Here is a 24264-nt window from a genome sequence, read left to right as displayed (position 1 = left end):
GGCGCCAGGCGGAGAGGGGGAGTCCGCCTGCGCAGCGTACGGCCGGGCGTGTGAGCGCGATGGTGTAGCGCGGTGCACGTCCTGAATCGGGGTTGCGGCGTTCAGTCGCCAGCGCGACGGAGCGGGGCTGGACCCCGCTCCGTGCTCGGCGGTCAGGGCGAGACGCGGCCTTCGATCGAATCGTCGAGCGTCTTGCCGATCGCGGCACCAACGACCATCTTCGACGCGGCGACGAAATCGCCGTGCTTGTTGTCCCAGTAGTAGCCACCGGTCGGCTTGACCTGGATCACGGTGATGCGCGGGTCGTCCTTGCCCTCGGTGAACCAGGTTTTCATGATCGGATTCCACAGGTCCTCGATGCGCTGACGATCACGACTGATCGTCGCGTGGCCGTCGAGGGCGAGAAAGCCCGAATGCTTCGAGGCCTGGAAGTACAGGCGCACGGCGGGGTCGGCCTCGATCTCGGCGTTCTTGTGGCTGTCGGACGCGCTGAGAAACCACAGTGCACCGGATGCGTCGGCCTCTTCGATCGCCATCGGCCGCGTGCCGCCGGTTTCGCTGCCGGACAACGGCGTGGTGCAGAAGAAGCACGACTCTGCGTCCTTGGTCATGTCGCGGATGCGCGCAGCGGCATCGGTGCCGGCGAGGTCTTCGCGGTTGTGTTCGGGCTGGTTGCGGTTGATCGAATCCATTGATGTCTCCGGAAGATGAAGTGCGAGTCACGCGTCGCCGTGGAGGGCGCGGCGCGTGGCAGATGGACGCGTCAGTGCGCGCTGACGCCCGGCGTGGCCGTCGCGTTGTCGTAGGACGCGCATTTGGCGTCGTCGGAGACATCAGTGACCAGCGGACGGTCCGTGCGCACCGGCGCCTCGTCTTCGATCCCGGGCGCGGCGGATGCGCGGCGCTGCCAGGCCTGGTAGGCGAAGTAACCGAGTGCGCCGGCGGCGGCGATTCTGAGAAGTCCCATGGGGGTGTCCTGTATCGAGTGGTGAGGGAAGGGCAGCGTCTGTGGCATCAGACACGCAGACGTCCGGATCCGGCGGACTGCGTGGAACCGGGACGCTGCACCCGCTGCCGTGAATCCCGAGCGACGCAACAGCATTCATGCGCTGCGAGGCGATGCAGCGACAGGCAGGCTTCATGTCGCCGGTGTGCTTACGCATTGGCGGCGCGGTCGCGAAGCAAGCGGCTCGTAGAGCACCGCGCGAGGGGCGACGGGCGCGGCGTCGTTGCGCAGTGCGGTGGGACATGGCCCGGCACGCAGGCGACTGGCCGGTTCCGACCGGATGCGCCGTGTCTGTAGAGAACGACGCGCGTGCGTCGCATTGCCATGTGCTGCCGTTTCGAGGCCGCACGTCCTGCGGCGGACTCCGCCGTCTCCACGTTTTCACATCGATCGATCGCGTCGGCGCTCTAATGGACGCGACTCACCGTTCGTGCGTCCCGCAAGCGCAGATCCAGATGTTCAACTGGAGGCCCCGATGCAGAACGACTTGCAGATCGAAGTGCGTCGTCAGCCGCAATCGCTTCTCCACGTGCACGTGCGCGGCGACGCGACGTTCGCCCACACGATGGCGTACTGGCATGCGATCGCCGAGGCGGTCGAGCAGCAACCCGCGCACGCCCTGCTGCTGGTGGACGAACTGATCGGGCCCGCGCTGACCGCGGGGGAGTGGGTGCGGCTCGTGAGCGAAGTCGGTCCGCGACTCGGACGCCTGCGGATCGCACACGTGAAGCCGCACGGCCTCGACACCGTCGAGTACTGCGTGCTGTCGGCGATGGGCGCGGGTCTGGATGCGCGCGTGTTCGAGGACGCGCGCATGGCCAGCCTTTGGCTGCGCTACGGGCCCGTCGACGCGTAGGGATCAATCGCGCGTATCCGGTGCGTCGGCACCGGCGGCCTCAGCCGTAACGCGCGAGGAACATGTCGACCGCGCCTTCGGCGACCTGACGCTGCTGCGCGGCATCGAGCGCCGGTTGGCCCATCGACATCTGCGGCCAGAACGCGAAGCCCTTCACCAGCGACTGCAGCTGGTGCGAAGCGAACAGGGGATCGTCGATCTTCAGACGTGCATCGGCAGCGGCGGCGCGTACCCAGGTGGTGATGCCTTCCTCGCGATCGCCGAGGCGTTCGAGCATCTGCCGCGCGAGTTCGGGCGAATGCAGGCCGGCCGCGATGGCGACACGGGCGAGATCGACGAAATGCGGGTCGTCGAGCAGGCGCAGCTTCTGGTCGACCAGTTCGAACAGCTGCGCGCGCAGTGGCCGGTCGGCGCGATAGGCGAGATCGGGGCCGCCGACGCCACGCGCGAACATCTCTTCGAGGATGCGCAGGAACAACGCGTCCTTGCTCGGGAAGTGGTTGTAGACGGTGCGCTTGGACACGCCGGCGGCCGCGGCGATGCGGTCCATCGTGGTCGCCTCGAAACCGGCGGCGCGGAATTCGGCCACGGCGGCATCGAGGATCGCCGCGTGCTTGCGGTCGGTCAGGCGGGTCGGGGTGTCGTTGGATCCGGACATTACGCAAGTTTACACCGGGGGGTTTACTTTTCCGACCCGATAACTACACTGCACGGTGTAGTTCCTACCCATGGATCCCGAATGCCCGCGTCCTCCCCCGCCAAGCCACGCGGCCGGATCCTGCGTCGCCTAGCCCTGTCGATCCTGTTCGTCTCTGGAGTTCTCACCGTGAGCGCCTGCACCCTGTCGTTCGTCCGTACCAGCCAGCCCGTCCCCGATCACGCGGCCTCGCCGCAGTCGGCCGAGGGGCGCTTCCGCAATCCGTCGCCACGCCCGCCGATGGGCGTCGCGAATGGCGCGAAGCTGTGGTGGGACTTCATGTTCAACAAGCCGCGCGGCACCACGCCGCCGCTGCCCACGCCGGTGTTGCCGATGACGCGCGCCGCGCTCGATGCCGCACCGGACCGCAGCCTGTATCGCCTCGGCCATTCGACGCTGCTGATCAAGTTGCGCGGCGGGTTCTGGATCACCGATCCGGTGTTCGCCGAACGCGCCTCGCCGGTGTCGTTCGCCGGGCCGAAGCGCTGGCACGCACCGCCGATCGCGCTTGAGGATCTGCCGCCGCTGCGGGGCGTGGTGCTGTCGCACGATCACTACGACCATCTCGATCGCGAAACCGTCGTCGCCCTGGCGCAGCGCACCGAGGTCTTCCTCGCCCCGCTCGGCGTCGGCGACCGCCTCGTCGCATGGGGCGTGCCGCAGGCCAAGGTGCGGCAGTTCGACTGGTGGCAGTCGGCGGAGATCGACGGCCTGCGCTTCACCGCAACGCCCGCGCAGCATTTCTCCGGCCGCGGCCTGTTCGATTCCGATCGCACGCTGTGGGCGTCCTGGGTCATCGAGGATCCGTCGAACGCTGCGGACGACGCCGGCCTGAAATTCTTCTTCAGCGGCGACACCGGCTACTTCGACGGCTTCGCCGAGATCGGCCGCCGCTTCGGGCCGTTCGATGTCGCGGCGCTGGAAACCGGTGCCTACGACCGTCGCTGGGCCTTCGTGCACATGCAGCCCGAGCAGACCGTGCAGGCGCATCTCGACCTGCAGGCACGCGTGTTGCTGCCGGTGCACAACGGCACCTTCGACCTGGCAATGCATGCCTGGGACGACCCGTTCGAACGCGTCAGCGCGATCGCGGCCGAGCAGGGCGTGCGCCTCGCGACCCCGCGCATGGGCGAACGCGTCGACCTGACCGCGCCGCAGCCGGGCAGCGCCTGGTGGCGGGAGATGCGGCGCGAGTGATGCCGCATCGATAGGTGCAAAGCGCCAGGCCGATGCCACCGACACGGATTTCGGAGTTATCGGCTTGAGTGACGCGCGCGCGGGGTAGAGGATCGAGCGCATGGAACGGGCGCTCCGCCCGCGGGAGTCGCAGGGATGCATCGACCCAACCGGACGGCCCGTGTCGTCGCCTTCGCACTCATCGCGTTGCTGGCTGCATGCGGCAACGTGGATGCACCGGTCGCGCCTTCGACGGCCGCGACTGTGGATGCGCCGCTGTCATCGGAGGCGAACGTCGAGGCGGTCGTCGCCCATCTGCACGCGGGCATGGGTTACGCCGATTTCCGCGAACGCGTGCTCGCGCACGGCTGGACGCCCCGCGCCAGCGCGACGTGCCGGGCGGACATGGTCGGCGACGATGCCGCCGCCGTGTGCGCGCGCAACCCGCAGCTCATCGCGTGTCGCATCTGCGACGCGCTTCCGGAGCTGCAGTCCTGCAGCGGCGACGCACGCTGCCTGGTGCGCTTCGGCCACGCGGGCAGCGCGCAGGATCTCGAAGCGCGCGCATATGGGGAGGTCGACGCCTGGCGGGATGCAGGCGATGACGCCGGTCTGCAGATCACGGCATGGGACTTCGTGCCTGCGCCCACGCCGTGACATCGCACGCGATCACACGCACGGCCAGGACGGCCGGAACTTTCCACGGACGGGAGTACGACGATGGGCAATCCGATCCATGCGCTGATGTACCGCGGCGAATCCGGCGCCGCCGGTTACAACGCCTTCAACCGAGGGGCCTATGTCGATGCCGGCGGGCGTGAGCGCATCCGCCCCGGCGAACCGCCGACCGACTTCGCCAGGCTCACGGTGGGCGAGCTGCAGGACCTGCAGCATCTGCCGCGACACGATCCGGACCGCGTGTTCGCGGTCGGCAAATACCAGATCATTCCCTCGACGATGGATGCCGCCGTGGCTCGCCTCGGCATCACGCGCGATACGCCGTTCACACCCGAACTGCAGGACCGCATCTTCACCGACTACCTGCTGCGCGAGAAGCAGCCTGCAGTACGCGACTACATCATGGGCGCATCGAACGTGACACGTGAGCAGGCGCAGCTCGGCCTGGCGCGCGAATGGGCCAGCTTCGGCGATCCGTTCAAGGACGGGCGCAGCCACTACGGCGGCGCCAACCGGGCGCACATCACGCTCGAACAGAGTGCCGACGCACTCGACCGGATGCGTGAGGCCTATGCACGTGCGCAGGCGCAGGGTCTGTCGCGCGATGCGGACTGGCGGGCGGCGACGATGATCGATTCCGAGACCCGGATCCACGCCACGGCAGCGCCTGCGCGAACAGACGGCGAACGCCTGCGGTCGAACGGGCTGCTCCGCGAGGGCGCAACAGGGGAGGCCGTTCGCGCACTGCAGGCGGATCTCGCACGCCTCGACTACGTCGGGCAGGACGGTCGGCCGCTCGCGGTCGACGGCCGCCTCGGACCGGACACCGCGCACGCGGTGCGCATGTATCAGCGCGACGAGGGGCTCGATGTCGACGGTATCGCCGGGCCGAAGACGCTGGCGTCCATCGCACTGCAGCTGGAGGCCCGCACCGGGGAAACGCCGCGTGCACCGGTCGAGGCGCTGCTGGATGCGTTGCACACCGGTGGCGATTCGCTTCGCGAGGCGCTGGCGCGCCTGCAGCAATCGAAGGTGGGTCAGCAGTGGCAGCGGCAGATGGACGACGCGTCGGGCCGCGCGACGGCGCAGCTGCATTGCGGTCCCGAGCAGACGCCGGAGGGCGGCGCCCGCGGGCTGTGACAGCGCCCCGCGTCCCGGTGTGCGGGCCATGGAAAACGCCGCAGCGTTGATCTAGGATTCCGGCCAGGCACCACACGGAACACGTCGGTGCGAATGGCGTCCCGCGGGACGCACACTGGATCTTCGAAAGGACTCGAACGTGATCAGAATCCTGTTGCTGGGCATGGCCCTGGTCGTCGGTGGCGTGCTGGCGTACGAGCACGGTCATCGCATTTCCGAATCGGACGTGCGTGCGCACGTGCAATCACAGCTGGAGGCGACGCGCCGGTTCGATGGCGATGCGCTCTGCGATTCCATGGCCAAGGACTATCGCCTGCAGGGCGTGTACTACGTCGCCGGCACCCACGAGCGGCGGGACACCCGGCGCGACGAGACGTGCCGCAATGCACGGGACGGTCTGGCGGCCCTGCAGTCGGTGTCGGCGCATACCGGCGGACTGCTGGCGGTGGACATCACCTACGAGATCACCCGGATCGAACTGGCGCCGGGTGGTCGCCGGGCGTTGGTCGAGGCGACATCGACCGCGAAGATCGGCGGTCGACTGCTGTCACGCACGCGTGCGAAAGGCCATCTCTCTCGCGCGTTCTGGCGGGTCCGCGATCACGGCGGCGAGGCGCAGAACTGGATCTACCTGCCCTGACGCCACTGCACGCGCGCACCCGCGGCTCAGGGCGCGCCGAAGCCCGGGCTCGAATGTGAGGTGCTGCGCGGCAGGGACGTATCGAGATCTTCTTCGGCGATCAGTGGATCGCCGTGCGGGGCAGTGCGTGCACCGTCGTCGGGCAACGACCGCACCTCCTGCCGCGGCAGGGCGGTCTGCGCGTCACGCTTGCGCTTCCACGCGCGGAATGCGAAATAGCTCGCCGCGCCAGCGGCAACGATCCTCAACATCTTCATGGCGGCTCCATCGATCGGGTAGGGATCGACAGGGTGGCGAGGCTGCGGTGAGCCGCACGTGACCTGCCGCATGCCGCGGGAACACGCGGTGCGCACCGCGCGATGCCGCCGTTGCGCAGCGGCGACGCGTCAGTCGACGTGCCGCAAGGCATCGATCAGCGCCCGCAACGCCGGTGGCGTCTGGCGACGGCTCGGGTGGTAGAGGTGGTAGCCGGGAAACGTCGGGCACCAGGCATCGAGCACCTGCACCAGGCGCCCGGCGGCGAGATCGTCGGCGACCTCATGGTCCATCACGTACCCCAGGCCCACGCCGGCGCGCACCGCGGCCAGCGTCAGCGGGACTTCGTCGACGACCAGCGGGCCCTGGGTGCGCACGTTGTAGTCGCGTCCGTCGCGTGCGAACTCCCAGGGCAACAGGCCGCCGGTGCTCTTGAGCCGGTAGCCGATGCAGGCGTGGCGATCGAGATCCCCGGGCGAGACCGGCGGCGCATGACGGGCGAAGTAGTCCGGCGTGCCGACGACGATCGTGCGCAGGTCGGGACCGACGCGCACGGCGATCATGTCGCGGTCGACGTGTTCGCCGAAGCGGATGCCCGCGTCGAAGCTTTCGCCGACGAGATCGGTCAGGCCGTTGTCGATGCTCACTTCCACGCGCACGTCAGGATTGGCCAGCAGGAATGCCGGCAGTTTCGGTTCGAGCACCATCTGCGCGGCGTAGGCGAACGTCGTGATGCGGACCGTGCCCGAAGGCGCATCGCGCCAGTCGCCCAGCGCCAGCAGTCCGTGCTCGATCTCCGCGAGCGCCGGGGTCAGCGAACGCAGCAGGCGCTCGCCGGCCTCGGTCGGCGCGACGCTGCGCGTGGTGCGCGCGAGCAGGCGCACGCCGAGCCGGGTCTCCAGGCCGCGCATCGCATGGCTCAGCGCCGACGGCGACATGCCCAGCGTGCCGGCCGCCTTCGTGAAGCTGCGCGCGCGGGCCACGGCCGCAAAGGCCAGCAGATCGTTGAGTTCGCCTCGTTGCATTGCTGCAGTGTGCTCACAAGCCCATGCGGCCGGCAACGGCTAATCCTGCGCGGCCATCGCGCCTAGCCTGTATGCAGAGCGCCACCCCCGCGGCGACACGACTGGAGACCGCCATGGACCTGACCCATTACCGCAGCCTCGGCCGCTCCGGCCTGCTGGTGAGCCCGCTCGCGCTGGGCGCGATGACCTTCGGGACCGAGCGCTGGGGCACCGATGCCACCGCGTCGCGCGCCGTGTTCGACGCCTACGTCGAGGCCGGCGGCAATTTCGTCGACACCGCGGATCTGTATTCGGCCGGGCGCAGCGAGGAGATGCTGGGCGGCTTCGTCGCCGATGCCGGCCTGCGCGACCGGATCGTGCTGGCGACCAAGTCCGGTTTCCCGCGCGTGCAGGGCAACGCACACGGCGGCGGCAACGGCGCGAAGAACATCCGGACCGCGCTCGACAGTTCGCTGACGCGTTTGCGCACCGATTACATCGACCTGTACTGGATGCACGTCTGGGACCGGCTGACGCCGCCCGAGGAAGTACTGCAGACGATGACCGATGCGGTGCGGTCCGGCCGCATCCTGCATTACGGTTTCTCGAACACACCCGCCTGGTACGTCGCGCGTGTGGCGACGCTGGCGCAGGCCCATGGCCTGCCGGTGCCGATCGGCCTGCAGTACCAGTATTCGCTGCTCGATCGCGGCGTCGAACTCGAGATCCTGCCGGCCGGCAATGCGCTCGGCCTCGGTCTGGTGCCGTGGAGCCCGCTCGGTGGCGGACTGCTGACCGGCAAATACGGTCGCGACAAGCTCGCCGATGCCGCGCGTGCCTCCCGGTTGCCGGGTGATGCGAGCGGCGACGGCGGTCAACGCAGCGAGGACGACGGCCGCCTCGACGGTGACAATCCGTTTGGCGGGATGCTGTTCACCAAACGCAACTTCGACATCGTCGATGTGGTGCGCGACGTCGCCGAGGAGATCGGCCGATCGATGGCCGAGGTCGCACTCGCGTGGACGGCGCGCCGGCCTGGCGTCTCGTCGGTGCTGGTCGGTGCGAGCCGCGTCGAACAGCTGCACCAGAACATCGCATCGCTGGATATCGAGTTCACCGCGGCGCAGCAGGCGCGGCTGGACGCTGCGAGCGTGCCGCCGTCGATCAATCCCTACTTCATCTTCCAGTTGCCACCGCAGATGCTGTTCGGTGTCGAGCACGCGAGCGGGTGGGCCGCGCGCTGACGTTCGATCGCAGCGTCAATGCGCGCCCTGCGCCGCCTTGCGGTCGAGCAGGTCGGCTTCGGCGCGCAGGAACACCATGCCGGTGTGCTCGCTCGCCGCGCCCTGCGTGGTGCCGGTAAGGAAACGCAGGCCGTGCGCAGCGGTGCGCGTGGCGATCTCGGTCTGCAGGCGTTCGAGCGTGCGTGCGGCATCGGCACCGTGCAGCACCGCGACATATTCGCCGCTGCCGCTGCTGCGGTTTACCGCATCGGCACCGCCGGATGGCAGGCCCGATTCGAGCGCAGCGTCGAGTTCCTGCAACAGTTTCTCGGTGCCGCGTTCGCCGACGCGCGCGACGGTGCCGGCGAGGTCCTGCAGCTCGATCAGCGCCAGCGTGTAGCCGGGATCTTCCACGGCAACGCCTGTCTCGGCGGGTGCAGGCGCAGGTGCGGCGGTCGCGACGAAAGATTCGACTTCGAGCGTGCGTTCGCGGGCGCGGGCATCGAGCAGCGTCATCGTCAGCCGCGCGAGCGACTGCAACGCCGCGCGCTGCGCATCGGTCAGATGGCGCGGCATGTCGTCGAGCACGCAGACCGTGCCGATCGCCGCGCCGTCCGGCGTGACCAGCGGCATGCCGGCGTAGAAGCGTGCATCGCCCTGTTCGCCGTTGACGAACGGATTCGCGGCGAAGCGCGCATCGCGTGCGAGGTCCGGAATCTCCATCAGCGTGTCCGGCGCACGGATGGCGTGATCGCAGACGGCGGCGCTGCGGTCGGTCTGGGTCTCGTCGAATCCCGTGCGCGCCTTGAACCATTGACGATCGCGATCGATCAGCGTGATCAGCGCGGTCGGTGTGCCGCACAGCGTGGCGGCCAGTTGCACGATGTCGTCGAAAGCGCCGTCGGGCAGGCTGTCGAGGACGTGATAGCCATCGAGCGCGCGCTGGCGCGTGGCTTCGTCGAGGGGCGGCGTGGCGATGGCCGTCATGGTCGCGCGTCGTAGGTGCGGGACAAAATGCCTAGGCAGATGCACGTTAAAAATGAGCATCGAAAAGCATCACGCGACGACGCGCCCTTACACTGCGACGCCCTGCTCACGGAACGCCGCATGCCGCCTCGTCCGTTGTCCACCACCGGTCGCATCTTCGCCGCCGCGGCGTTCTTCGAAGCGCTCACCTGGGCCGGCCTGTTGATCGGCATGCTGCTCAAGTACGGCACGCAGACCACCGACCTTGGTGTGTGGTTCTTCGGCCGACTGCACGGCGTTGCGTTCCTGGTCTACCTCGCGGTCAGCCTGTTCGCGTGGATCCGGCTGCGCTGGCCGCTGTGGGCGGTGCTGGTCGCGCTGCTCGCCGCGATCCCGCCGCTGGTGACCATTCCGGTGGAGATGTGGTTCCGGCGCCGCGGACTGCTGTCGGCGTCACGCGACTGAGCGTGGCCAGCCTCAGCGCTTGACCGCCAGCACGCCGTCGAGCGCGCGTTCGGTTTTCAAACCCGATTTCTCCAGGCGCCGCGCGACTTCGCGCGGGACGTCGCGGCCGCTGGTCAGGCGGTTCGGTGCGCCGGTGTAATGGAACAGGCGGCCGCCGCGGCGCAGGACGCGGGCGAGGTGGTCGTAAAACACCTGCGAATAGAGTTCGCCGGCGATACCGAAACGCGGCGGGTCGTGCAGCACCGCGTCGACGCTCGCGTCGGGGATGTCGACGATCGCCTGCGAGACATCAGCGTGCGCGAGGTGCAGGCGGCCGCCCGTTTCCGGCGCGTCTGGATCGGGCGACCACGGATTGAGCGTGCGCAACCACAGCACGTCCTCGTTCTTCTCGAACGAGAGAATCTTGGCGACGCCCGATTCGAGACAGCATGCGGCGAAGTAGCCGAGGCCGCCGCAGGTGTCGAGCACGGTCTTGCCGCGCGGCGCGACCAGCGCGACCTTCTGCCGCGCGTCCTCGATCGGCGAGATGCGCGCTGACACCAGCATCTTGATGCCGTCGATCTCGAACGTCGGCGGACCCCAGTCGGTCGGCACGAGCTTGATCAACGCGCGCCCGTAGCGCGACACCGCGGTCCAGTCGTCGCCGTCCAGTACATAGAGCGTGCGGTCCTTCAACGGGCCCGGCCACGGATACGCGCGGCCGCGCCACGACCAGTGATCGCCTTCGAAGGTCACCGTGTCGACGTTGCGGCCCAGATCGAGCGAGCCCGTCCAGTCGTCCGCGCCAGCGCGTTGCGCGGCCCGCATCGCGTCGGCGGTGTCGCGGGTCAGCAGGGGGCCGGTGACGTGGGGCATCGCGGGATCGGGTGACGGATCGGGCCGGCATCGTAACCGGTCCGCGTTGCGCCGCTGTCCGATTGGCCGCGCTTCGACGAGAATCGCGACTCCGGACGGATCTCGTCCCCTCATCGGAAGTCGTCGCATGCGCGTTGCCGCTTTGAGCCTGGCCGTCTCGGCCGGATTGCTGCTGTCGGGGTGTGGATTCAACGTGTCGGGAAGCGGCGATGGCGGCGGCGCCGCGTCGACCGCAAGGGCGGACGACAGCGCAACCGCGCTGGCGCTCGACGGCGAGGTGGCCGGCGAGATCACCTCGTCGAGTGGCATCAACTACAGCGACGGCAGCCGCTACCAGCGCTTCTCGTTGCCGCTGACCGAAGGTCAGGCCGTGTCGCTGACGCTGGAAGGCGCGCTGGCCGGCACGCTGGCGGTGTTCGACGGCGATCAGCTGATCGCGCAGGGCGAAGGTCCGGGTCTCGCGTTCCGTGCGAAGTCGGCAGGCGACTATCTGGTCGCGGTCAGCGGCCGCGGCGCCGAGGCGTTCGGCCCGTTCCGTCTGGGCGCGAAGACCATTGCCGCTTACGACGGCAAGCCGCTGGCGGGCGAGGGCGAAGTCATCGACTGGCTGACCGGCAGTGCGCAGGATTACACGTTGCAGGTCGAGCGCCCGGGGCTGTACACGATCACCCTCGCGTCGAGCGCGTTCGATCCGGTGCTGCGCGTGCGTGGCCCGAACGTCGAGGCCGAGAACGACGACAGCGGTGGCGGCACCGATTCGATGCTGCGCCTGTTCCTGGAGCCGGGCACCTACACCTTGAATGCCGCTGCGCTCGAAGACGCAGGTCGCGGTGATTTCAATCTCGCCGTGCGCTATGCACCGCTGCCCGGCGGCATGGTCACGCGTGACGGCACGGCGCTGGTCTCGGGCCAGGTCGCGGTCGCGCGCGTCGAGGGCGGCAGCGGACGTCGCTTCGTGCTCGACGTGCCGAATGCGGCGCAGGTGAGCTTCGAAGCGCGTTCCGACGAGTTCGACACCGTGCTGCACGTCGACGGTCCGGGCGGCACGTTCGAAGACGACGATGGCGGTTCGGGCACGAATTCACGCCTGTCGACGCAGCTCGCTGCGGGACGCTACGAGGTGCGTGTCGAAAGCCTGGGCGGCGGATCGGGCATGTTCGAAGTCGAAGCGCGCATCGACGGCGTCGACGCGCCGGTCGTGGAAGCGGTGACTGCACCCTGAATTTCCGCAATGTGTCGGTGACGCGGCATGTGGACCCGCATGCCGCGACCGTTTTGACGGCGTCGGGTTCCTCATTGCCGTAAACGGAACTTGAACGCGCCGGTGCCGAATGCGTGCAGGACGTGTGAAGGTTTGTGTGCGCTTCAGCCTTGAAGGTCTTTACTGCGGCCCGCGACGCCCCCTTGGCGTTGCGGAATTTCCCCCGCAGACGCGCGATCGAGTCATCGATCGAGCGCGTCCAAGACCAAGAAAGGATGGCTCCGATGAAGAAGCTCCTGATTCCCGCCGCAATCGCGGCTGCGCTGTGCGCTCCCACTGCCTTCGCCCAGAGCACCGGCGGCGACACCTACCGTCCCGACCTGCAGGTCGGCCAGGGCAATGCCTTCGTGGCCGGTAACGTCGGCCGCACTGACGGCGGCACCGCCGGCCGTTTCGGCACCGGTGATTTCAACGTGTTCGAAAGCCGCGACGGTCGCAAGACCGGCTATGGCCTGGTCGGCGGCTACCGCTGGAAGCTGTCGCAGAACTTCGGCCTCGGCGTCGAGGGTGGCTACGCGGACCTCGGCAACATCGAAGTGCGCAACATCAACAACGGCGACGACGTGAACCAGCGCGCCGACCGCAATGCACTGCGTGGCTGGCAGGTCGGCGGCAATGCGCGTCTGAACGTCACCCCGGCCTGGTACGTCAGCGGCCGCGGCGGCTTCTTCCGCGCCTCCGACAACAACGTCGACTACTACAACTCGGTCGGCCAGGATCTCGGCCTCGAGAGCGGTGGCAGCGATGGCCGCAACAGCTGGTACGCCGGCGTCGGCACCGGCTGGAACGCCACCGAGAACTTCAGCGTCGGCGTGCATTACGACTACTACCGCGCGAAGGCCGGCGACGTGCGTGATCCGGTCTCGGGCGCGCGCTTCGAAGGTCCGAAGCGCTCGACCGCGTTGCTGGGCCTGCAGGCCGAGTACACGTTCTGATCCAGCGGTCCTGATCTGCTGCAATGAGAACGGGCGCCCCAAGGGCGCCCGTTTTTTTGCGTCGCGTTCGTAGATTGGGTAGAGCGCGGCCATCTCTCGAAAAATCAGCAACGATGGGTTTCGCTGCGCTCTACCCGTCCTACAGATGTGGTCCGTCGGCTCAGAACACGTAGTTGATGCTGACCAGCGCGGTGCGCGGCGCGCCGGGCATGCTGGTCGAACGCCAGTAGTCGGTGTCGGTGAGGTTGGTCACCGCCAGCGTCACCGTCCACGGCATCACGCGCCAGCCGAGCGAGGCGTCCCAGCGCGTGTAGCCGGCGCGCTCGCTGGTGTTGGCGGCGTTGTTGAACACCGGGCCGTGATACGTCACGCCCACCTCGCCGTAGAACGCGCCGTCCGGTGCGTAACGGATGAACGCATTGCCGGTCCTGCGCGCCACGCCGATGCGGTACTTGTCCTCGTTCGCCGGCGTCATCTTGTCTTCGACCACCTTGGCTTCCTGCAGGCCGAACCCGCTGCGCAGATACCAGTCGCGTGCAAGGCGGCCGGTCAGGCTCGCTTCGACGCCGCGCGAGCGCTCGCTGCCGCGCACCGCGAAGGTGAAGGGATCGTTCTCGGGATCCGGCCGGTAGCGCACGTTGTAGAGCTCGAGCTCGTACACCGCGAGTTGCGACGACAGACGTCCATCGAACCAGTCGCTCTTGAGGCCGGTTTCGAGCTGGCGCGAGTACTGCGGTTCTTCGTCGAACACCGCGTTCTCGGCGACGGCCACGCTCATCAGGCCGCGGCCGCCGTAGGGCGCGAAGTTCTTGCTGTAGGACGCGTAGACGCTGTGCGCGTCGACCGGTTGCCAGATCAGGCCGACGCGCGGGCTCAGGGTGGTGCCGTCGTAACTGCGCGTCTGATTGGTGATGCGGTTGGTCGTGCGGAAGTCGAAGCGGTCGAAGCGCGCGCCGGCCAGCACCTTCCAGTGATCACCGAACGCCATCAGGTCCTGCACGTACAGCGCCTGCGATTCCGCGCGGTGACGGTTGGACGTGCGCGCCGCGCCGCGCGGCGTCTTCGGTGCGACCCACTGCGGATTGTAGGGATCGACGCCGAACGGATACGCCAGCGACGGATCGGAGGTGGCCGCGGATGTCGACAGATCCGGATTGCGCTGCTCGCGGCTGTCCTCGATGCCGACCAGCAGGTCGTGTTCGATCGCGCCGGTGCGCAGGCGGCCGGTCAGATCGACGGTGTTGCTCAGCGTGCGGTTTTCGGTGTCCTGCCAGGCGCGGGTGAAGGTCATCAGGCCGCGCGTGTTGCAGGCGCGGCCCGTGCTCAGCAGACGGCCGTCGAGACCGCAGTAGGTGCCGGCATAGAGATGGTCGAAGTCCTGGCTGACCTCGCTCAGCGCGGCGGTCCACTTCACCGACCAGTCGTCGGCGATGCGGTAGTCGAGCACCGAGCGCGCCATGCGCATCGTGTCTTCGACGAAGTCGTCCGGATGCGCATAGGCGATGCGGTGCGACACGTCTGCCGGTAGCGCGTCGTAGGCCGGTGCGCGGTCGGGAATGCGATGGATCTTGTCGTAGGTGTACTGGCCCAGCCAGGTCAGGCCGTTGCCGTTGTCGAACAGCACGCTCGGCGAAATCATGCGGTTGTCGTTGGCGATGCCGCGACGGAAGCTGTCGGCCTCCTCGTAATCGGCCGTCAGGCGCACGGCCCACTGCGGCGACAGCACTTCGTTGATGTCGAGCGTGCCGCCCTGGTTGTTCCAGCTGCCGAAGCGGATGTTGGCGCTGCTCACGCCATCGAAGCGCGCCTGCTTGCTGACCAGGTTCACCATGCCGCCGCCGAGGCCGCGACCGTACAGCACCGACGCCGGGCCTTTGACGATCTCGATGCGCTCGACGTTCGCGGTGCTGCGACGCACCTGGCCGGCGGAGCGCACGCCATCGCGGTAGATGTCGTTGGAATCGGCCTCGAACCCGCGCAGCAGGATGCCATCGCCGCGCATGTCGTAACTGGTGTCCACGCCGGGCGTACCGTCGAGCAGCACGCTGAGGTCGTTGAGGCCGTAGACCTTGGACTTGCTCATCTCCAGCGTGTTGATCGTCTGCGGCACGTCCTTGGGATCTAGCGCGGTCTTGGTCGCGGTCGACACGGTGCCCGGACGGCTGTCGTCGCGGTCGAGCACGTCGGCGGTCACCACGAGGGTATCGAGGGTGGTGGCGGACGGCGGCGGCACCTGCGCGGCGGCCGGCAGCATCGCCAGCGACAGGCAAACGGACAGCACGCGACGTGCGGGGCGCGGTGCGCCCCCGGAGAGATCGGTCACTTGGATTCCTGGATGAATACGGCCGACGGCCGGATTGGCGCGCATGCTAATGCGAATCATTCTCGAAAACAAGAACCGCGCCGAAGGGGCGTGCGCGATATAGGAAATGCCGTGTCGTCACGTCGTGACTTCGCCTCCACGTGTCAGCACGGGGGCTGACCGGACGCCTGCCTGTCCCGGGCGGTTTCACGGCTGCGCCATGGCGCGCCGGGCCTGATGGCCGCCCAACCCCCGCACTGGAATCACCATGTCTTCAGTCAACGCCACGCCCCGCGTCCGCCTGCACATCGACGACACCGGAGGCGATGGTCGCCCGGTCGTGCTGATCCACGGCTGGCCGCTGTCCGCCGAATCCTGGAAGGCGCAGACCGGTCCCTTGCGCGATGCCGGCTATCGCGTCGTGGCGTATGACCGCCGTGGTTTCGGTCGCTCGGAAAAGCCGCCGACCGGGTATGAGTACGACACGCTCGCCGCCGATCTCGCCGGCGTGCTCGAGGATCTCGACCTGCGCGATGTCACCCTCGTGGGCTTCTCGATGGGCGGCGGCGAAGTCGCGCGCTACATCGCCAACCATGGCGAAGACCGCCTGCACAGCGTCGTGTTCGCCGCCGCGGTGCCGCCGTACATGCTCAAGACGTCCGACAATCCGGACGGTCCGCTGACCGAAGACAAGGCCAAGGAAATGGAAGACGGCCTCAAGCAGGACCGCGACACCTTCTTCGACGGCTTCACCCAGGACTTCTTCAGCGCCAACGGCGAACTGAAGGTCGACGAGAAGACGCGCCAGGAAGCGATCGCGCTGTGCAAGCAGTCCGACCAGACCGCTGCACTCGGCTGCATGAAAGCGTTCGGCACCACCGATTTCCGCCAGGATCTCGAGAAGGTCACCGTGCCGACGCTGGTGCTGCACGGCGACAGCGACGGCACTGTGCCGTACGAAGGTTCGGGCAAGCGCACGCACGCGGCGATCGCCGGCAGCGAGGCCGTCGTGGTGCCGGATGCGCCGCACGGCTTCAACGCCAGTCACGCCGATGCGTTCAATCGTGCATTGATCGCGTTCCTGCAGAAGTAAGGGTTCAACACCGAGACGACTTCGAAGGCCGCGTCCATCCCGACGCGGCCTTCGTCTGTCCGGCTCACTGAATCGTCGCTCGCCAGCGGGCCCATGGCCGGCCGCGTCGACGACCGCGTCATGCCAACGCACGCACTTTGCACCCAGCCCCCGAACCGGAAGCCACGCCATGTCCGTTCCGACCCCCGACACCTTCGCCCGTTACGACGAGCGCCTCGCCACCCCCGGCCCCGAGGAAGCGGCGCTGGCGGCCGATCTGGTCGAGGTGCTGCAGTCGATCCAGCAGATCACCCTGGAGGACGAAGGCCATGGCCTGCGCGCCGTTCATGCCAAGAGCCACGGCCTGCTGCAGGCCACGCTGCACGTCGACGACGGCCTGGCGCCGGAACTCGCGCAGGGCCTGTTCGCGCAACCCGGGCGTTACGACACGGTGCTGCGCCTGTCGACGACGCCCGGCGATCTGCTGTCGGATCGCGTGTCCACGCCGCGCGGGGTCGCGATGCGGATCTGCGGCGTCGAAGGTGCGCGTCTGGAAGGCAGCGAAGACATGGCCGTGCAGGAATTCATCCTGGTCAACGGGCCGACCTTCAACGCGCCCAACGGCAAGGCCTTCCTGCGCAATCTCAAGCTGCTGGCCAGGACCACCGATCGCATGGACCGCACCAAACGCGTGATCTCGGCGATCCTGCGCGGCACCGAGCGCGGCCTCGAAGCGATGGGCGGCGAAAGCACTACGCTCAAGGCGATGGGCGGCGAGCCGCCGCACCACATTCTCGGCGAGACCTTCTTCACCCAGCTGCCGATCCGGCATGGCGACTACATCGCCAAATACCAGCTGGTGCCGGTATCCACGTCGCTGCGCGCGCTGACCGACGTGCGCCTCGACCTCAAGGACGACGACGCGATCCGCGATGCGGTGGTCGCGTTCTTCGGCGCCAACACCGCCGAGTGGGAACTGCGCGCGCAGCTGTCGACGTCGCTGGCCGACATGCCGGTCGACGATGCATCGGCGGAATGGGACGAGGCGCGCAGCCCGTTCCGCACCGTGGCGCGTCTGGTGGCCGGACCGCAGGCGGCCTGGACGCAGGCCCTGAGCCGCGAGATCGACGATGGCGTGGGCTTCAGTCCGTGGCACGGCTTGGCCGCGCATCGTCCGCTGGGCGAGATCATGCGTCTGCGCAAGCCGGCGTACGAGGCCTCGCACCGGTTCCGCGCGCAGCACAACGGACAGCCGCTGCAGCGCGGATGTCCGTTCGCCGGCGCGGGTTCGCGGGCGTGACGTGTCGGTGTGGCGCCTGAGCGACATCGCATTCTGTTCCGTATGACCCGATGTCGATGCCGGCCGCCCGCTGGCATCATGCGGCGATGCCGCCGCTGACGATCGACCATCTGCGCCACCACGCGGTGGCGCGTTCGCTGTTCAAGCCGACCACGCTGATGCGCGCGGTCGCACGGCTCGGCTTCGTGCAGGCCGATCCGATCCGCGCACCGGCGCGCGCGCAGGATCTGACGCTGCGCCATCGCGTCATCGACTATCGCGCCGGTGATCTGGAGCGCCGCTATCCGCGACTGGCGCTGGAAGAGGATTTCTTCGTCAACTACGGCTTCCTGCCGCGCGAGACACAGGCGCTGATGCATCCGCGCATCGCGCGTGAGAGCTGGACGCCTGCGCGCTGGCGACAGGCGCAGGCCGTGCGCGATTTCATCGCCGAACGCGGCGCCGTGCATCCGCGCGAGGTCGACGCGCATTTCGCCCACGGCAAGGTCACCAACTGGTTCGGCGGCTCGTCGAATGCCAGCACCCAGCTGCTCGACGGCATGCACTATCGCGGCCTGCTGCGGGTCGCACGACGCGATGGCGGCACGCGGGTGTATGCGCTGCGCGAGCCGGACGCCGCGACACCGGATGCCGACGAAATCGACCGCCGCCTGGATCGCATGCTCGATCTGCTGGTGCACAAGTACGCGCCATTGCCCGACGCCAGCCTGCGCCAGTTGATGTCGTATCTCGGACGCGGCGTGCCGCAATGGCATGCCGAGCGCGCGGCGACGCTCGCACGTGCGCGGACACGCCTCGGTGGCGCGCGCATCGAGGGTGTCGACTGGATCTGGCCCGCCGACGAATCGCCGCAGAGCCGACGCTGGCGTCCCGATGCCGGTGTCCGGCTGCTGACACCGTTCGATCCCGTGGTCTGGGACCGGCGCCGTTTCGAACTGCTGTGGCACTGGCGCTACCGCTTCGAGGCCTACACACCGGCGCCGAAACGCCAGCTCGGCTATTACGCGTTGCCGCTGCTGTGGGGCGATCGCGTGATCGGCTGGGGCAATGTGTCGGTGGTCGGTGGCGCCTTGCACGCGCGCTTCGGCTACGTCGACGGCACGGCGCCGCGCGACGCGGCGTTCCGCGAAGGACTCGACGCCGAACTCGAACGCATGCGGGTGTTTCTCGGTCTGGCGTGACGCGTGCGACGCAGCCCGTGGCGCGTCGCACGCACGCAACGGTTTACTGGATCAGGTTCACCTGCAGCACTGCGGTGTCGGTCAGCAGGCCGAAGTGTCCGGTCGCGAGGGTGTGGCTCCCGGTCTCGCCCGGCAGCGTCGAGCTGTGCACGCCGGCGACGGTGCAGACGCCGCCGTAGCAGACGATCTGGTCGATCCAGGATTTGATCGAGTACGTCTTCATGCCCAGCGGCTTGCCGGCCAGCGATGCCAGCAGCGGACTGTTGATCGACAGACCCTGCGCGCCGCAGGTCGAGGTGACGACATTCCACGGATACGTGCCGCAGCTCCACAGGCCGCGATACGCACCGGCGATGCCGACGAAGGTCGCGACATCGTTGGCGAGGCCGTAGTTGACGATCTGCTTGGCCGCCAGGGTGACGCCCATCGAGTGGCCGATGACGTCGATCCTGCCGGTGCACGAGCGCGCGATCGCCTCGACCAGCGCGTCGAGGACCGGCGTCTCCTCGCTGCCGCTGTGGTCGTTGCACGCGGCGCAGGTCTTGCTGCCCCAGTTCGGACGCAGGATTTCGAAATCGGTCCACCCGCGGGCGCGCAGTTCCACGTAGGTGTTGTCGAAATGCGGGGGCGTGCCGGCATTGCCGTGCACCAGCACCACGGCGTCGCGGCATGCGGCTTGCGCGGCCGAGGCGAAGAAGGCGACCAACAGGATCAGCAGCAGTCGCAGCAGCCGCGTGTCGCGGCGATCGGAGGATCGGAGCATCGGACATTTCCCACGGCCCGCAGGCCGCACTCGGGTGGCGCGGCCGACGGCGCCGGTCGCGCACCGGCCGTGTGGGGGAGAGGGCCAGTGGCCGGATGTCAGCACGCACGCGCCACGCGCGGCATTGGACCTTCGGCCAGTCGTGACGGCGTGCGCGTTTGCGGCGTCAGGGCTTCTCGCCGACCCAGACCTGCATCTCGACCGTCTGCAGCAGGCCGTAGTTGGTCAGGAACGCCACATCGGCCGCGTCGCGTCCGTAGGCGACGACGATGCGTCCGCCGCGCGGCGCCGACTGCGTCGCGTCGAAGGTGTACCAGCGGCCGTCGAGATAGGCCTCGAACCAGGCGTGCAGGTCCATCGGTTCCAGACCATGCAGATAGCCGACCACCATGCGCGCGGGAATCCGCAGGCTGCGACACAGGGTGATGCCCACGTGCGCGTAGTCGCGGCAGACGCCGGCGCCGTGCCCCATCGTGTCGAGCGCATCGGTGGTCGCATCGCTGACGCCGTAGCGGTATTCGATATGGCGCCGGATCCACGCGACGATCGCGCCGACCTGACCGGCACGCGGGCCCGCCTCGTCGACGATCTCCAGCGCACGCTCGAATGTGCGGTCGCTCGGGCAGTAACGGCTCGGCAGCAGATATTGCAGCGTGTGGTCGGGCAGGGCGGCCGGTGGCATCGGTGCGGTCCACGGCGCGACCGCGATGTCGCGTTCGGTCTCCACTTCCAGTTCGGTGCGGATGCGCATGCGTCCGCTGTGCACGACGAAGCGCTGGCACAGATTGCCGAAGGAATCGACGAATTCCGTGGGCCGCACATCGGGATCGAACGCGTAGTGCTCGCTGACCAGCCACTGGGCCTCGCCGCTGCGGGGACGGAGCATGGCCACGACCGCGCAGTCCACCTCCGCTTCGACGACGAGTTCGCAACCGGCCAGCAGGCGCATCGTGCATCCAGGAGAGGGAAAGACGCAGCGTGGGCGTCGCGGCGTGTAGCGGGTGTCGCGGCGGACCTGCGCGCTGGCGGCCCCCGGCCCATGGGCGTAGGCTGACGCGCATTCCAGTCGGCTACATGCGTCCATGCACGATTCGAACCAGGCGCAGCGTGACGTCGAAGCCGTCGCCTGCATCGCCGCGGTCCCCAAGATCCTCGAGGTCATCACCCGCACCACCGGCCTGCGTTTCGCCGCCGTCGCGCGCGTGACCGATAACCGGTGGACGGCCTGCGCGGTACGCGACGAGATCGCATTCGGTCTGCAGCCGGGCGGCGAACTGGAACTGCGCACGACCATCTGCAACGAGGTCCGTCAGCACCGCCAGCCGGTCGTGTTCGGTCATGCCAGCGAAAATCCGCAGTTCGCCGATCACCAGACGCCCCGGCTTTACGGGCTGGAGAGTTACATCTCGGTGCCGATCCATCGGTCCAGCGGCGAGTTCTTCGGCACGCTGTGTGCGATCGATCCCCTGCCGTCGCGGGTCGAATCGCCGGAAACGCTGCAGATGATGGAGCTGTTCGCCGAACTCATCGGCGCCCAGCTCGAAAGCGACGAACGCCACGCGCTGAGCCAGGCTGCGCTGCACACCGCGCTGAACGTCGCCAAGATGCGCGAGCGTTTCATCAACGAGGTCAGCGACGATCTCAAGGAACCGATCCAGGCGCTGGTCATGGACGCCTATCTCATTAAGACGACACCGGGGCTCGACGCCCAGACCCGTGCGCGCGTCGCCGACATGGAAACCAATCTCTGGCGCATGGCGGCGCTGGTCGGCGGCATCGTGGATTTCGCCCACGACAAGCTGGTCACGGGTGCGCCGCTGGCGCGCACCCCGGCCGCCACCCTGGCCGGCGAACTGCAGCGCGTGCTGACGCAGGTCGTGAGTGCATATCCGCAACGCGCACTGGTGACGCACGTACGGATCGACGCCGATGTCGATTGCGACCCGGCGCGCCTCGGCCAACTGATGGTGAACCTGGCGATCAACGTGCTGCGGCACGTGGCGTCGGACGTGACGATATCGCTGGACGCCTCGACGACGGCCGGCGAGCTGCGGCTCGCCGTCGAAGCGCCCGGTCTGGCGCTGCCGGATGACGCGCTCGACAGCGTCGCGGGCCCCATCACGCGCCGCCCCGGCATGGTGCGCGAGCCGCGTGCGTGGGATTTCTTCATCGCCGGCGAGATCGCGCGCGCGCATTCGGGCGGTATCTCGGTCGTCCCGGCGCCGGGCGGCACCCGGCTGTCGTTCGCGATGCCTTTGCAGGCGTTGCAGGACGTGATGCCTGTCGCGACGTCGAACGCCATCGCGGCGGTTTGAAAGCCAGCATCGCGCGTCGCGCGTAAGCAGGCATTAGCCGAATGCGGCGTCGGCGTCGGCGTCGGCGCGAGAGAATCGGCCGGACGGCATCACGCATCCCAGCGAGGTCCATGGATTCACGGCCGGGCGACGATGCAGGCGCGAGCGTGGAGCTCCCCCGCACACAGGAAGATCCCGATGAGCCAGCCCGCGCAGCAGCAGGACGTCCCCGGCGTCGAGACGAAACTCGATCCGCCCGCCGACCACGGTGAACACAGCTATCGCGGCAGTGGCCGACTGCAGGGCAAGGTCGCGATCATCACCGGTGGCGACAGTGGCATCGGCCGCGCGGTCGCACTCGCCTACGCGCGCGAAGGCGCCGACGTGCTGGTGAGTTATCTCAACGAAGACGAGGACGCGCGCGAGACGCAGCGCCTGGTCGAAGACGCTGGACAGCGCTGCACCCTGATGCCCGGCGACATCGCCGATCCCGCGCATTGCCGCGCGATCGTGCAGAAGACCGTCGACGTGTTCGGCCGCATCGACATCCTCGTCAACAATGCCGCCTACCAGATGAGCTACGACGCGCTCGACGAGATTCCCGACGACATGTGGGACTACACCTTCCAGGTCAACGTGAGCGCGATGTTCCATCTGTGCAAGGCTGCGGTGCCGCACATGCGGCCCGGCGCCTCGATCATCAACACCAGCTCGATCAATTCCGACAAGCCCAAGGCGACGCTGCTGCCGTATGCGGCGACGAAGGGCGCGATCGCGAACTTCAGCGCGGGCCTCGCGCAGCTGCTGGCCGACAAGGGCATCCGGGTGAACTCGGTCGCGCCCGGTCCGATCTGGACGCCGCTGATTCCATCGACGATGCCGCCGGACGACGTGGCATCGTTCGGATCGCAGGTGCCGCTCCAGCGTCCCGGTCAGCCGGCCGAATGCGCGCCGATCTACGTGCTGCTCGCATCGGACGAGGCGAGCTACATGAGCGGCGGCCGCTATGCAGTGACGGGTGGCGCGCCGATCCTCTGATCCAGCTGAGCGTTTCCGAAACGGCGCCGCGCCACGCGCGATTTCTTCACCCGGGCATTGCGGATTGCGGTGCATATCGTTCCCACCCTGCAATCCAGCAGGCCGGAGACATCACGTGGACAAGAATCGCAGCGAAGGCATCAAGAACCAGGTCAAGGGCACCGCGAAGGAAGTCGTCGGCAAGGTCACGGGCAACACCTCCAAGGAAGTGGCCGGCAAGGCACAGAAGACCGCCGGCAAGGTCCAGAGCGCAGTCGGCAAGGCCAACGACGACGCCCGCAAGGGCCGTTGAAGCACCGGCAGGTGCCACGGACGGGCGGCTTCGGCCGCCCTTTTCGTGTGTGCGGTCTGGAGTGCCGCTGTTTCGGGATGACCAACCACCGCTCGATACGGGCGTCACTGTTCAGATCGCGAGATTTGAGCACCTCTCCCTGAGGAAGAGAGCCTGCCCCGGACCTGATCCGGGGTCGACGCGCGAAGCGCGTCGGGTGAGGGTCCGTCAACCGTGCAAAACGATCCCGAGAAAGCGTGTGCGTCGTTAGACGTGCCTGTCCGCGCTCAAGGCGCCGTCACCCGCTCGAGTTCTTCCAGCATCGCGAACGCCGCAACGCGCGAACGCCCGCACATCTCGATCGCAGGCCGCAGCGATCCGCAGAACGCTGGCCGCTCCGGTCGCCCGAATAGACGACACCGCAGACGATCATCGAGCTGCACGCATGCCACGCCGGCCGGCTTGCCATCGGGCATGCCCGGAATCGGCGAGGTGATCGAAGGCGCGATGCAGCAGGCCGCGCAGCCGTCCCGGCATTCCACGAGGGATCAACGCGCGCCGCGCACGATCGCGATCGCCAGCAGCACCAGGCCCGCCGCATCCAGCAGCGCCAGCGGCACCGTCAGCAGCGCGAAGGTCATCTGCGCCTGCGCCGCCGACATCGCGGCGTTGACGACGTGCATCTGCAACAACGGCCAGCCGAACATGCCCAGAAGATTGGAGAGCAGCAGCAACGTGAAGCGGAGCAGGCCCGCGCGGCGCGATGCGGGCGACAGCGTGCGGCGCTGCGCGATCAGCACCAGACCGACGGCCAGCGCGATCAGGATCGGCAGTCGGCCCGGCAGTTGGCTGACGAGCATCATCAGGAGTTCGCGAAGGTCCATGA

The 24264-nt window shown here is 68.2% G+C and carries 27 protein-coding genes; 15 read left to right on the top strand and 12 right to left on the bottom strand.

The genetic code is table 11. The features are described 5' to 3' along the window. Nucleotides 1-152 precede the first annotated feature (152 nt). Nucleotides 153-692 (bottom strand): pyridoxamine 5'-phosphate oxidase family protein, encoded by a 540-nt coding sequence (locus AC3A5T_RS00905; protein WP_487626936.1) that lies wholly within the window; start codon nt 690-692, stop codon nt 153-155. Between the two features lie 71 nt (nt 693-763). Further along, nucleotides 764-967: a hypothetical protein gene (locus AC3A5T_RS00900; RefSeq protein ID WP_487626935.1), complete on the bottom strand. Its 204-nt coding sequence runs from the start codon at nt 965-967 to the stop codon at nt 764-766. Between the two features lie 514 nt (nt 968-1481). On the opposite strand from AC3A5T_RS00900, the gene AC3A5T_RS00895 reads away from it, so the two are divergent. Beyond that, a complete protein-coding gene (locus tag AC3A5T_RS00895; RefSeq protein ID WP_332079149.1) occupies nt 1482-1862 on the top strand; it encodes a hypothetical protein in 381 nt (126 codons plus the stop codon). A 40-nt stretch (nt 1863-1902) separates the two neighbouring features. On the opposite strand, the gene AC3A5T_RS00890 is transcribed toward AC3A5T_RS00895, so the two are convergent. Next, nucleotides 1903-2520: a TetR/AcrR family transcriptional regulator gene (locus AC3A5T_RS00890; protein ID WP_487626934.1), complete on the bottom strand. Its 618-nt coding sequence runs from the start codon at nt 2518-2520 to the stop codon at nt 1903-1905. Nucleotides 2521-2640: 120 nt separating this feature from the next. Between AC3A5T_RS00890 and AC3A5T_RS00885 the strand changes: the two genes are divergently transcribed. The 4 genes from AC3A5T_RS00885 (at nt 2641) to AC3A5T_RS00870 (ending at nt 6193) form a co-directional block, all read left to right on the top strand. Then, nucleotides 2641-3756: an MBL fold metallo-hydrolase gene (locus AC3A5T_RS00885; protein WP_487627426.1), complete on the top strand. Its 1116-nt coding sequence runs from the start codon at nt 2641-2643 to the stop codon at nt 3754-3756. Between the two features lie 135 nt (nt 3757-3891). Continuing rightward, complete coding sequence (locus AC3A5T_RS00880) at nt 3892-4392, top strand: hypothetical protein (protein ID WP_487626933.1); 501 nt, start codon at nt 3892-3894, stop codon at nt 4390-4392. 63 nt (nt 4393-4455) lie between these two features. Continuing rightward, entirely contained in the window at nt 4456-5553 is a 1098-nt protein-coding gene (locus AC3A5T_RS00875) for a peptidoglycan-binding protein (protein ID WP_487626932.1), read from the top strand. A gap of 139 nt (nt 5554-5692) precedes the next feature. Further along, nucleotides 5693-6193: a hypothetical protein gene (locus tag AC3A5T_RS00870; protein WP_487626931.1), complete on the top strand. Its 501-nt coding sequence runs from the start codon at nt 5693-5695 to the stop codon at nt 6191-6193. Nucleotides 6194-6219: 26 nt separating this feature from the next. Here the strand turns inward: AC3A5T_RS00870 and AC3A5T_RS00865 are convergent, their stop codons facing one another. Then, complete coding sequence (locus AC3A5T_RS00865; RefSeq protein ID WP_487626930.1) at nt 6220-6450, bottom strand: hypothetical protein; 231 nt, start codon at nt 6448-6450, stop codon at nt 6220-6222. A 129-nt stretch (nt 6451-6579) separates the two neighbouring features. Continuing rightward, entirely contained in the window at nt 6580-7473 is an 894-nt protein-coding gene (locus AC3A5T_RS00860; RefSeq protein WP_487626929.1) for a LysR family transcriptional regulator, read from the bottom strand. Nucleotides 7474-7586: 113 nt separating this feature from the next. Between AC3A5T_RS00860 and AC3A5T_RS00855 the strand changes: the two genes are divergently transcribed. Further along, nucleotides 7587-8696, top strand: coding sequence for an aldo/keto reductase (locus AC3A5T_RS00855; protein WP_487626928.1), 1110 nt, complete (start codon nt 7587-7589; stop codon nt 8694-8696). Nucleotides 8697-8711: 15 nt separating this feature from the next. On the opposite strand, the gene AC3A5T_RS00850 is transcribed toward AC3A5T_RS00855, so the two are convergent. After that, nucleotides 8712-9662 (bottom strand): GAF domain-containing protein, encoded by a 951-nt coding sequence (locus tag AC3A5T_RS00850; RefSeq protein ID WP_487626927.1) that lies wholly within the window; start codon nt 9660-9662, stop codon nt 8712-8714. A gap of 120 nt (nt 9663-9782) precedes the next feature. Between AC3A5T_RS00850 and AC3A5T_RS00845 the strand changes: the two genes are divergently transcribed. Beyond that, the gene (locus tag AC3A5T_RS00845) at nt 9783-10106 is read left to right on the top strand and encodes a DUF3817 domain-containing protein (RefSeq protein ID WP_487626926.1); all 324 of its coding nucleotides are present in this window, start codon (nt 9783-9785) and stop codon (nt 10104-10106) included. A 12-nt stretch (nt 10107-10118) separates the two neighbouring features. On the opposite strand, the gene AC3A5T_RS00840 is transcribed toward AC3A5T_RS00845, so the two are convergent. Then, complete coding sequence (locus tag AC3A5T_RS00840) at nt 10119-10961, bottom strand: class I SAM-dependent methyltransferase (RefSeq protein ID WP_487626925.1); 843 nt, start codon at nt 10959-10961, stop codon at nt 10119-10121. Between the two features lie 127 nt (nt 10962-11088). Here AC3A5T_RS00840 and AC3A5T_RS00835 point away from each other — a divergent pair, with 127 nt between their 5' ends. Together AC3A5T_RS00835 and AC3A5T_RS00830 are read left to right on the top strand one after the other, a co-directional pair. Then, nucleotides 11089-12183: an ABC transporter substrate-binding protein gene (locus tag AC3A5T_RS00835; RefSeq protein WP_487626924.1), complete on the top strand. Its 1095-nt coding sequence runs from the start codon at nt 11089-11091 to the stop codon at nt 12181-12183. Between the two features lie 263 nt (nt 12184-12446). Further along, complete coding sequence (locus AC3A5T_RS00830) at nt 12447-13157, top strand: outer membrane protein (RefSeq protein ID WP_332079161.1); 711 nt, start codon at nt 12447-12449, stop codon at nt 13155-13157. A 160-nt stretch (nt 13158-13317) separates the two neighbouring features. On the opposite strand, the gene AC3A5T_RS00825 is transcribed toward AC3A5T_RS00830, so the two are convergent. Then, nucleotides 13318-15480, bottom strand: coding sequence for a TonB-dependent receptor (locus tag AC3A5T_RS00825; RefSeq protein ID WP_487626923.1), 2163 nt, complete (start codon nt 15478-15480; stop codon nt 13318-13320). A 247-nt stretch (nt 15481-15727) separates the two neighbouring features. Here AC3A5T_RS00825 and AC3A5T_RS00820 point away from each other — a divergent pair, with 247 nt between their 5' ends. From AC3A5T_RS00820 to AC3A5T_RS00810, 3 genes are all read left to right on the top strand, one after another. Beyond that, a complete protein-coding gene (locus AC3A5T_RS00820) occupies nt 15728-16552 on the top strand; it encodes an alpha/beta fold hydrolase (RefSeq protein ID WP_487626922.1) in 825 nt (274 codons plus the stop codon). Nucleotides 16553-16721: 169 nt separating this feature from the next. Next, nucleotides 16722-17831 (top strand): catalase family protein, encoded by a 1110-nt coding sequence (locus AC3A5T_RS00815; RefSeq protein WP_487626921.1) that lies wholly within the window; start codon nt 16722-16724, stop codon nt 17829-17831. Nucleotides 17832-17881: 50 nt separating this feature from the next. After that, nucleotides 17882-19012, top strand: a complete 1131-nt coding sequence (locus AC3A5T_RS00810; RefSeq protein WP_487626920.1) for a DNA glycosylase AlkZ-like family protein — start codon at nt 17882-17884, stop codon at nt 19010-19012. A gap of 43 nt (nt 19013-19055) precedes the next feature. Here the strand turns inward: AC3A5T_RS00810 and AC3A5T_RS00805 are convergent, their stop codons facing one another. Beyond that, the gene (locus AC3A5T_RS00805) at nt 19056-19775 is read right to left on the bottom strand and encodes an alpha/beta fold hydrolase (RefSeq protein WP_487626919.1); all 720 of its coding nucleotides are present in this window, start codon (nt 19773-19775) and stop codon (nt 19056-19058) included. A gap of 166 nt (nt 19776-19941) precedes the next feature. Next, nucleotides 19942-20724, bottom strand: a complete 783-nt coding sequence (locus tag AC3A5T_RS00800; RefSeq protein WP_332079167.1) for a transglutaminase family protein — start codon at nt 20722-20724, stop codon at nt 19942-19944. A gap of 133 nt (nt 20725-20857) precedes the next feature. Between AC3A5T_RS00800 and AC3A5T_RS00795 the strand changes: the two genes are divergently transcribed. The 3 genes from AC3A5T_RS00795 (at nt 20858) to AC3A5T_RS00785 (ending at nt 23399) form a co-directional block, all read left to right on the top strand. Continuing rightward, nucleotides 20858-22090: a GAF domain-containing sensor histidine kinase gene (locus tag AC3A5T_RS00795; RefSeq protein WP_487626918.1), complete on the top strand. Its 1233-nt coding sequence runs from the start codon at nt 20858-20860 to the stop codon at nt 22088-22090. Between the two features lie 177 nt (nt 22091-22267). Continuing rightward, nucleotides 22268-23107, top strand: a complete 840-nt coding sequence (locus AC3A5T_RS00790) for an SDR family oxidoreductase (RefSeq protein ID WP_487626917.1) — start codon at nt 22268-22270, stop codon at nt 23105-23107. A gap of 115 nt (nt 23108-23222) precedes the next feature. Beyond that, on the top strand, nt 23223-23399 hold the full coding sequence (locus AC3A5T_RS00785; protein WP_232133980.1) for a CsbD family protein: 177 nt from the start codon (nt 23223-23225) through the stop codon (nt 23397-23399). Between the two features lie 266 nt (nt 23400-23665). On the opposite strand, the gene AC3A5T_RS00780 is transcribed toward AC3A5T_RS00785, so the two are convergent. Together AC3A5T_RS00780 and AC3A5T_RS00775 are read right to left on the bottom strand one after the other, a co-directional pair. Beyond that, on the bottom strand, nt 23666-23920 hold the full coding sequence (locus tag AC3A5T_RS00780; RefSeq protein WP_487626916.1) for a YkgJ family cysteine cluster protein: 255 nt from the start codon (nt 23918-23920) through the stop codon (nt 23666-23668). 6 nt (nt 23921-23926) lie between these two features. Next, the gene (locus AC3A5T_RS00775; RefSeq protein WP_487626915.1) at nt 23927-24262 is read right to left on the bottom strand and encodes a hypothetical protein; all 336 of its coding nucleotides are present in this window, start codon (nt 24260-24262) and stop codon (nt 23927-23929) included. Nucleotides 24263-24264: the final 2 nt, after the last annotated feature.

The organism is Luteimonas sp. Soil_C_16 (assembly GCF_057657295.1).
This window is presented reverse-complemented; position numbering and strand designations above follow the sequence as displayed.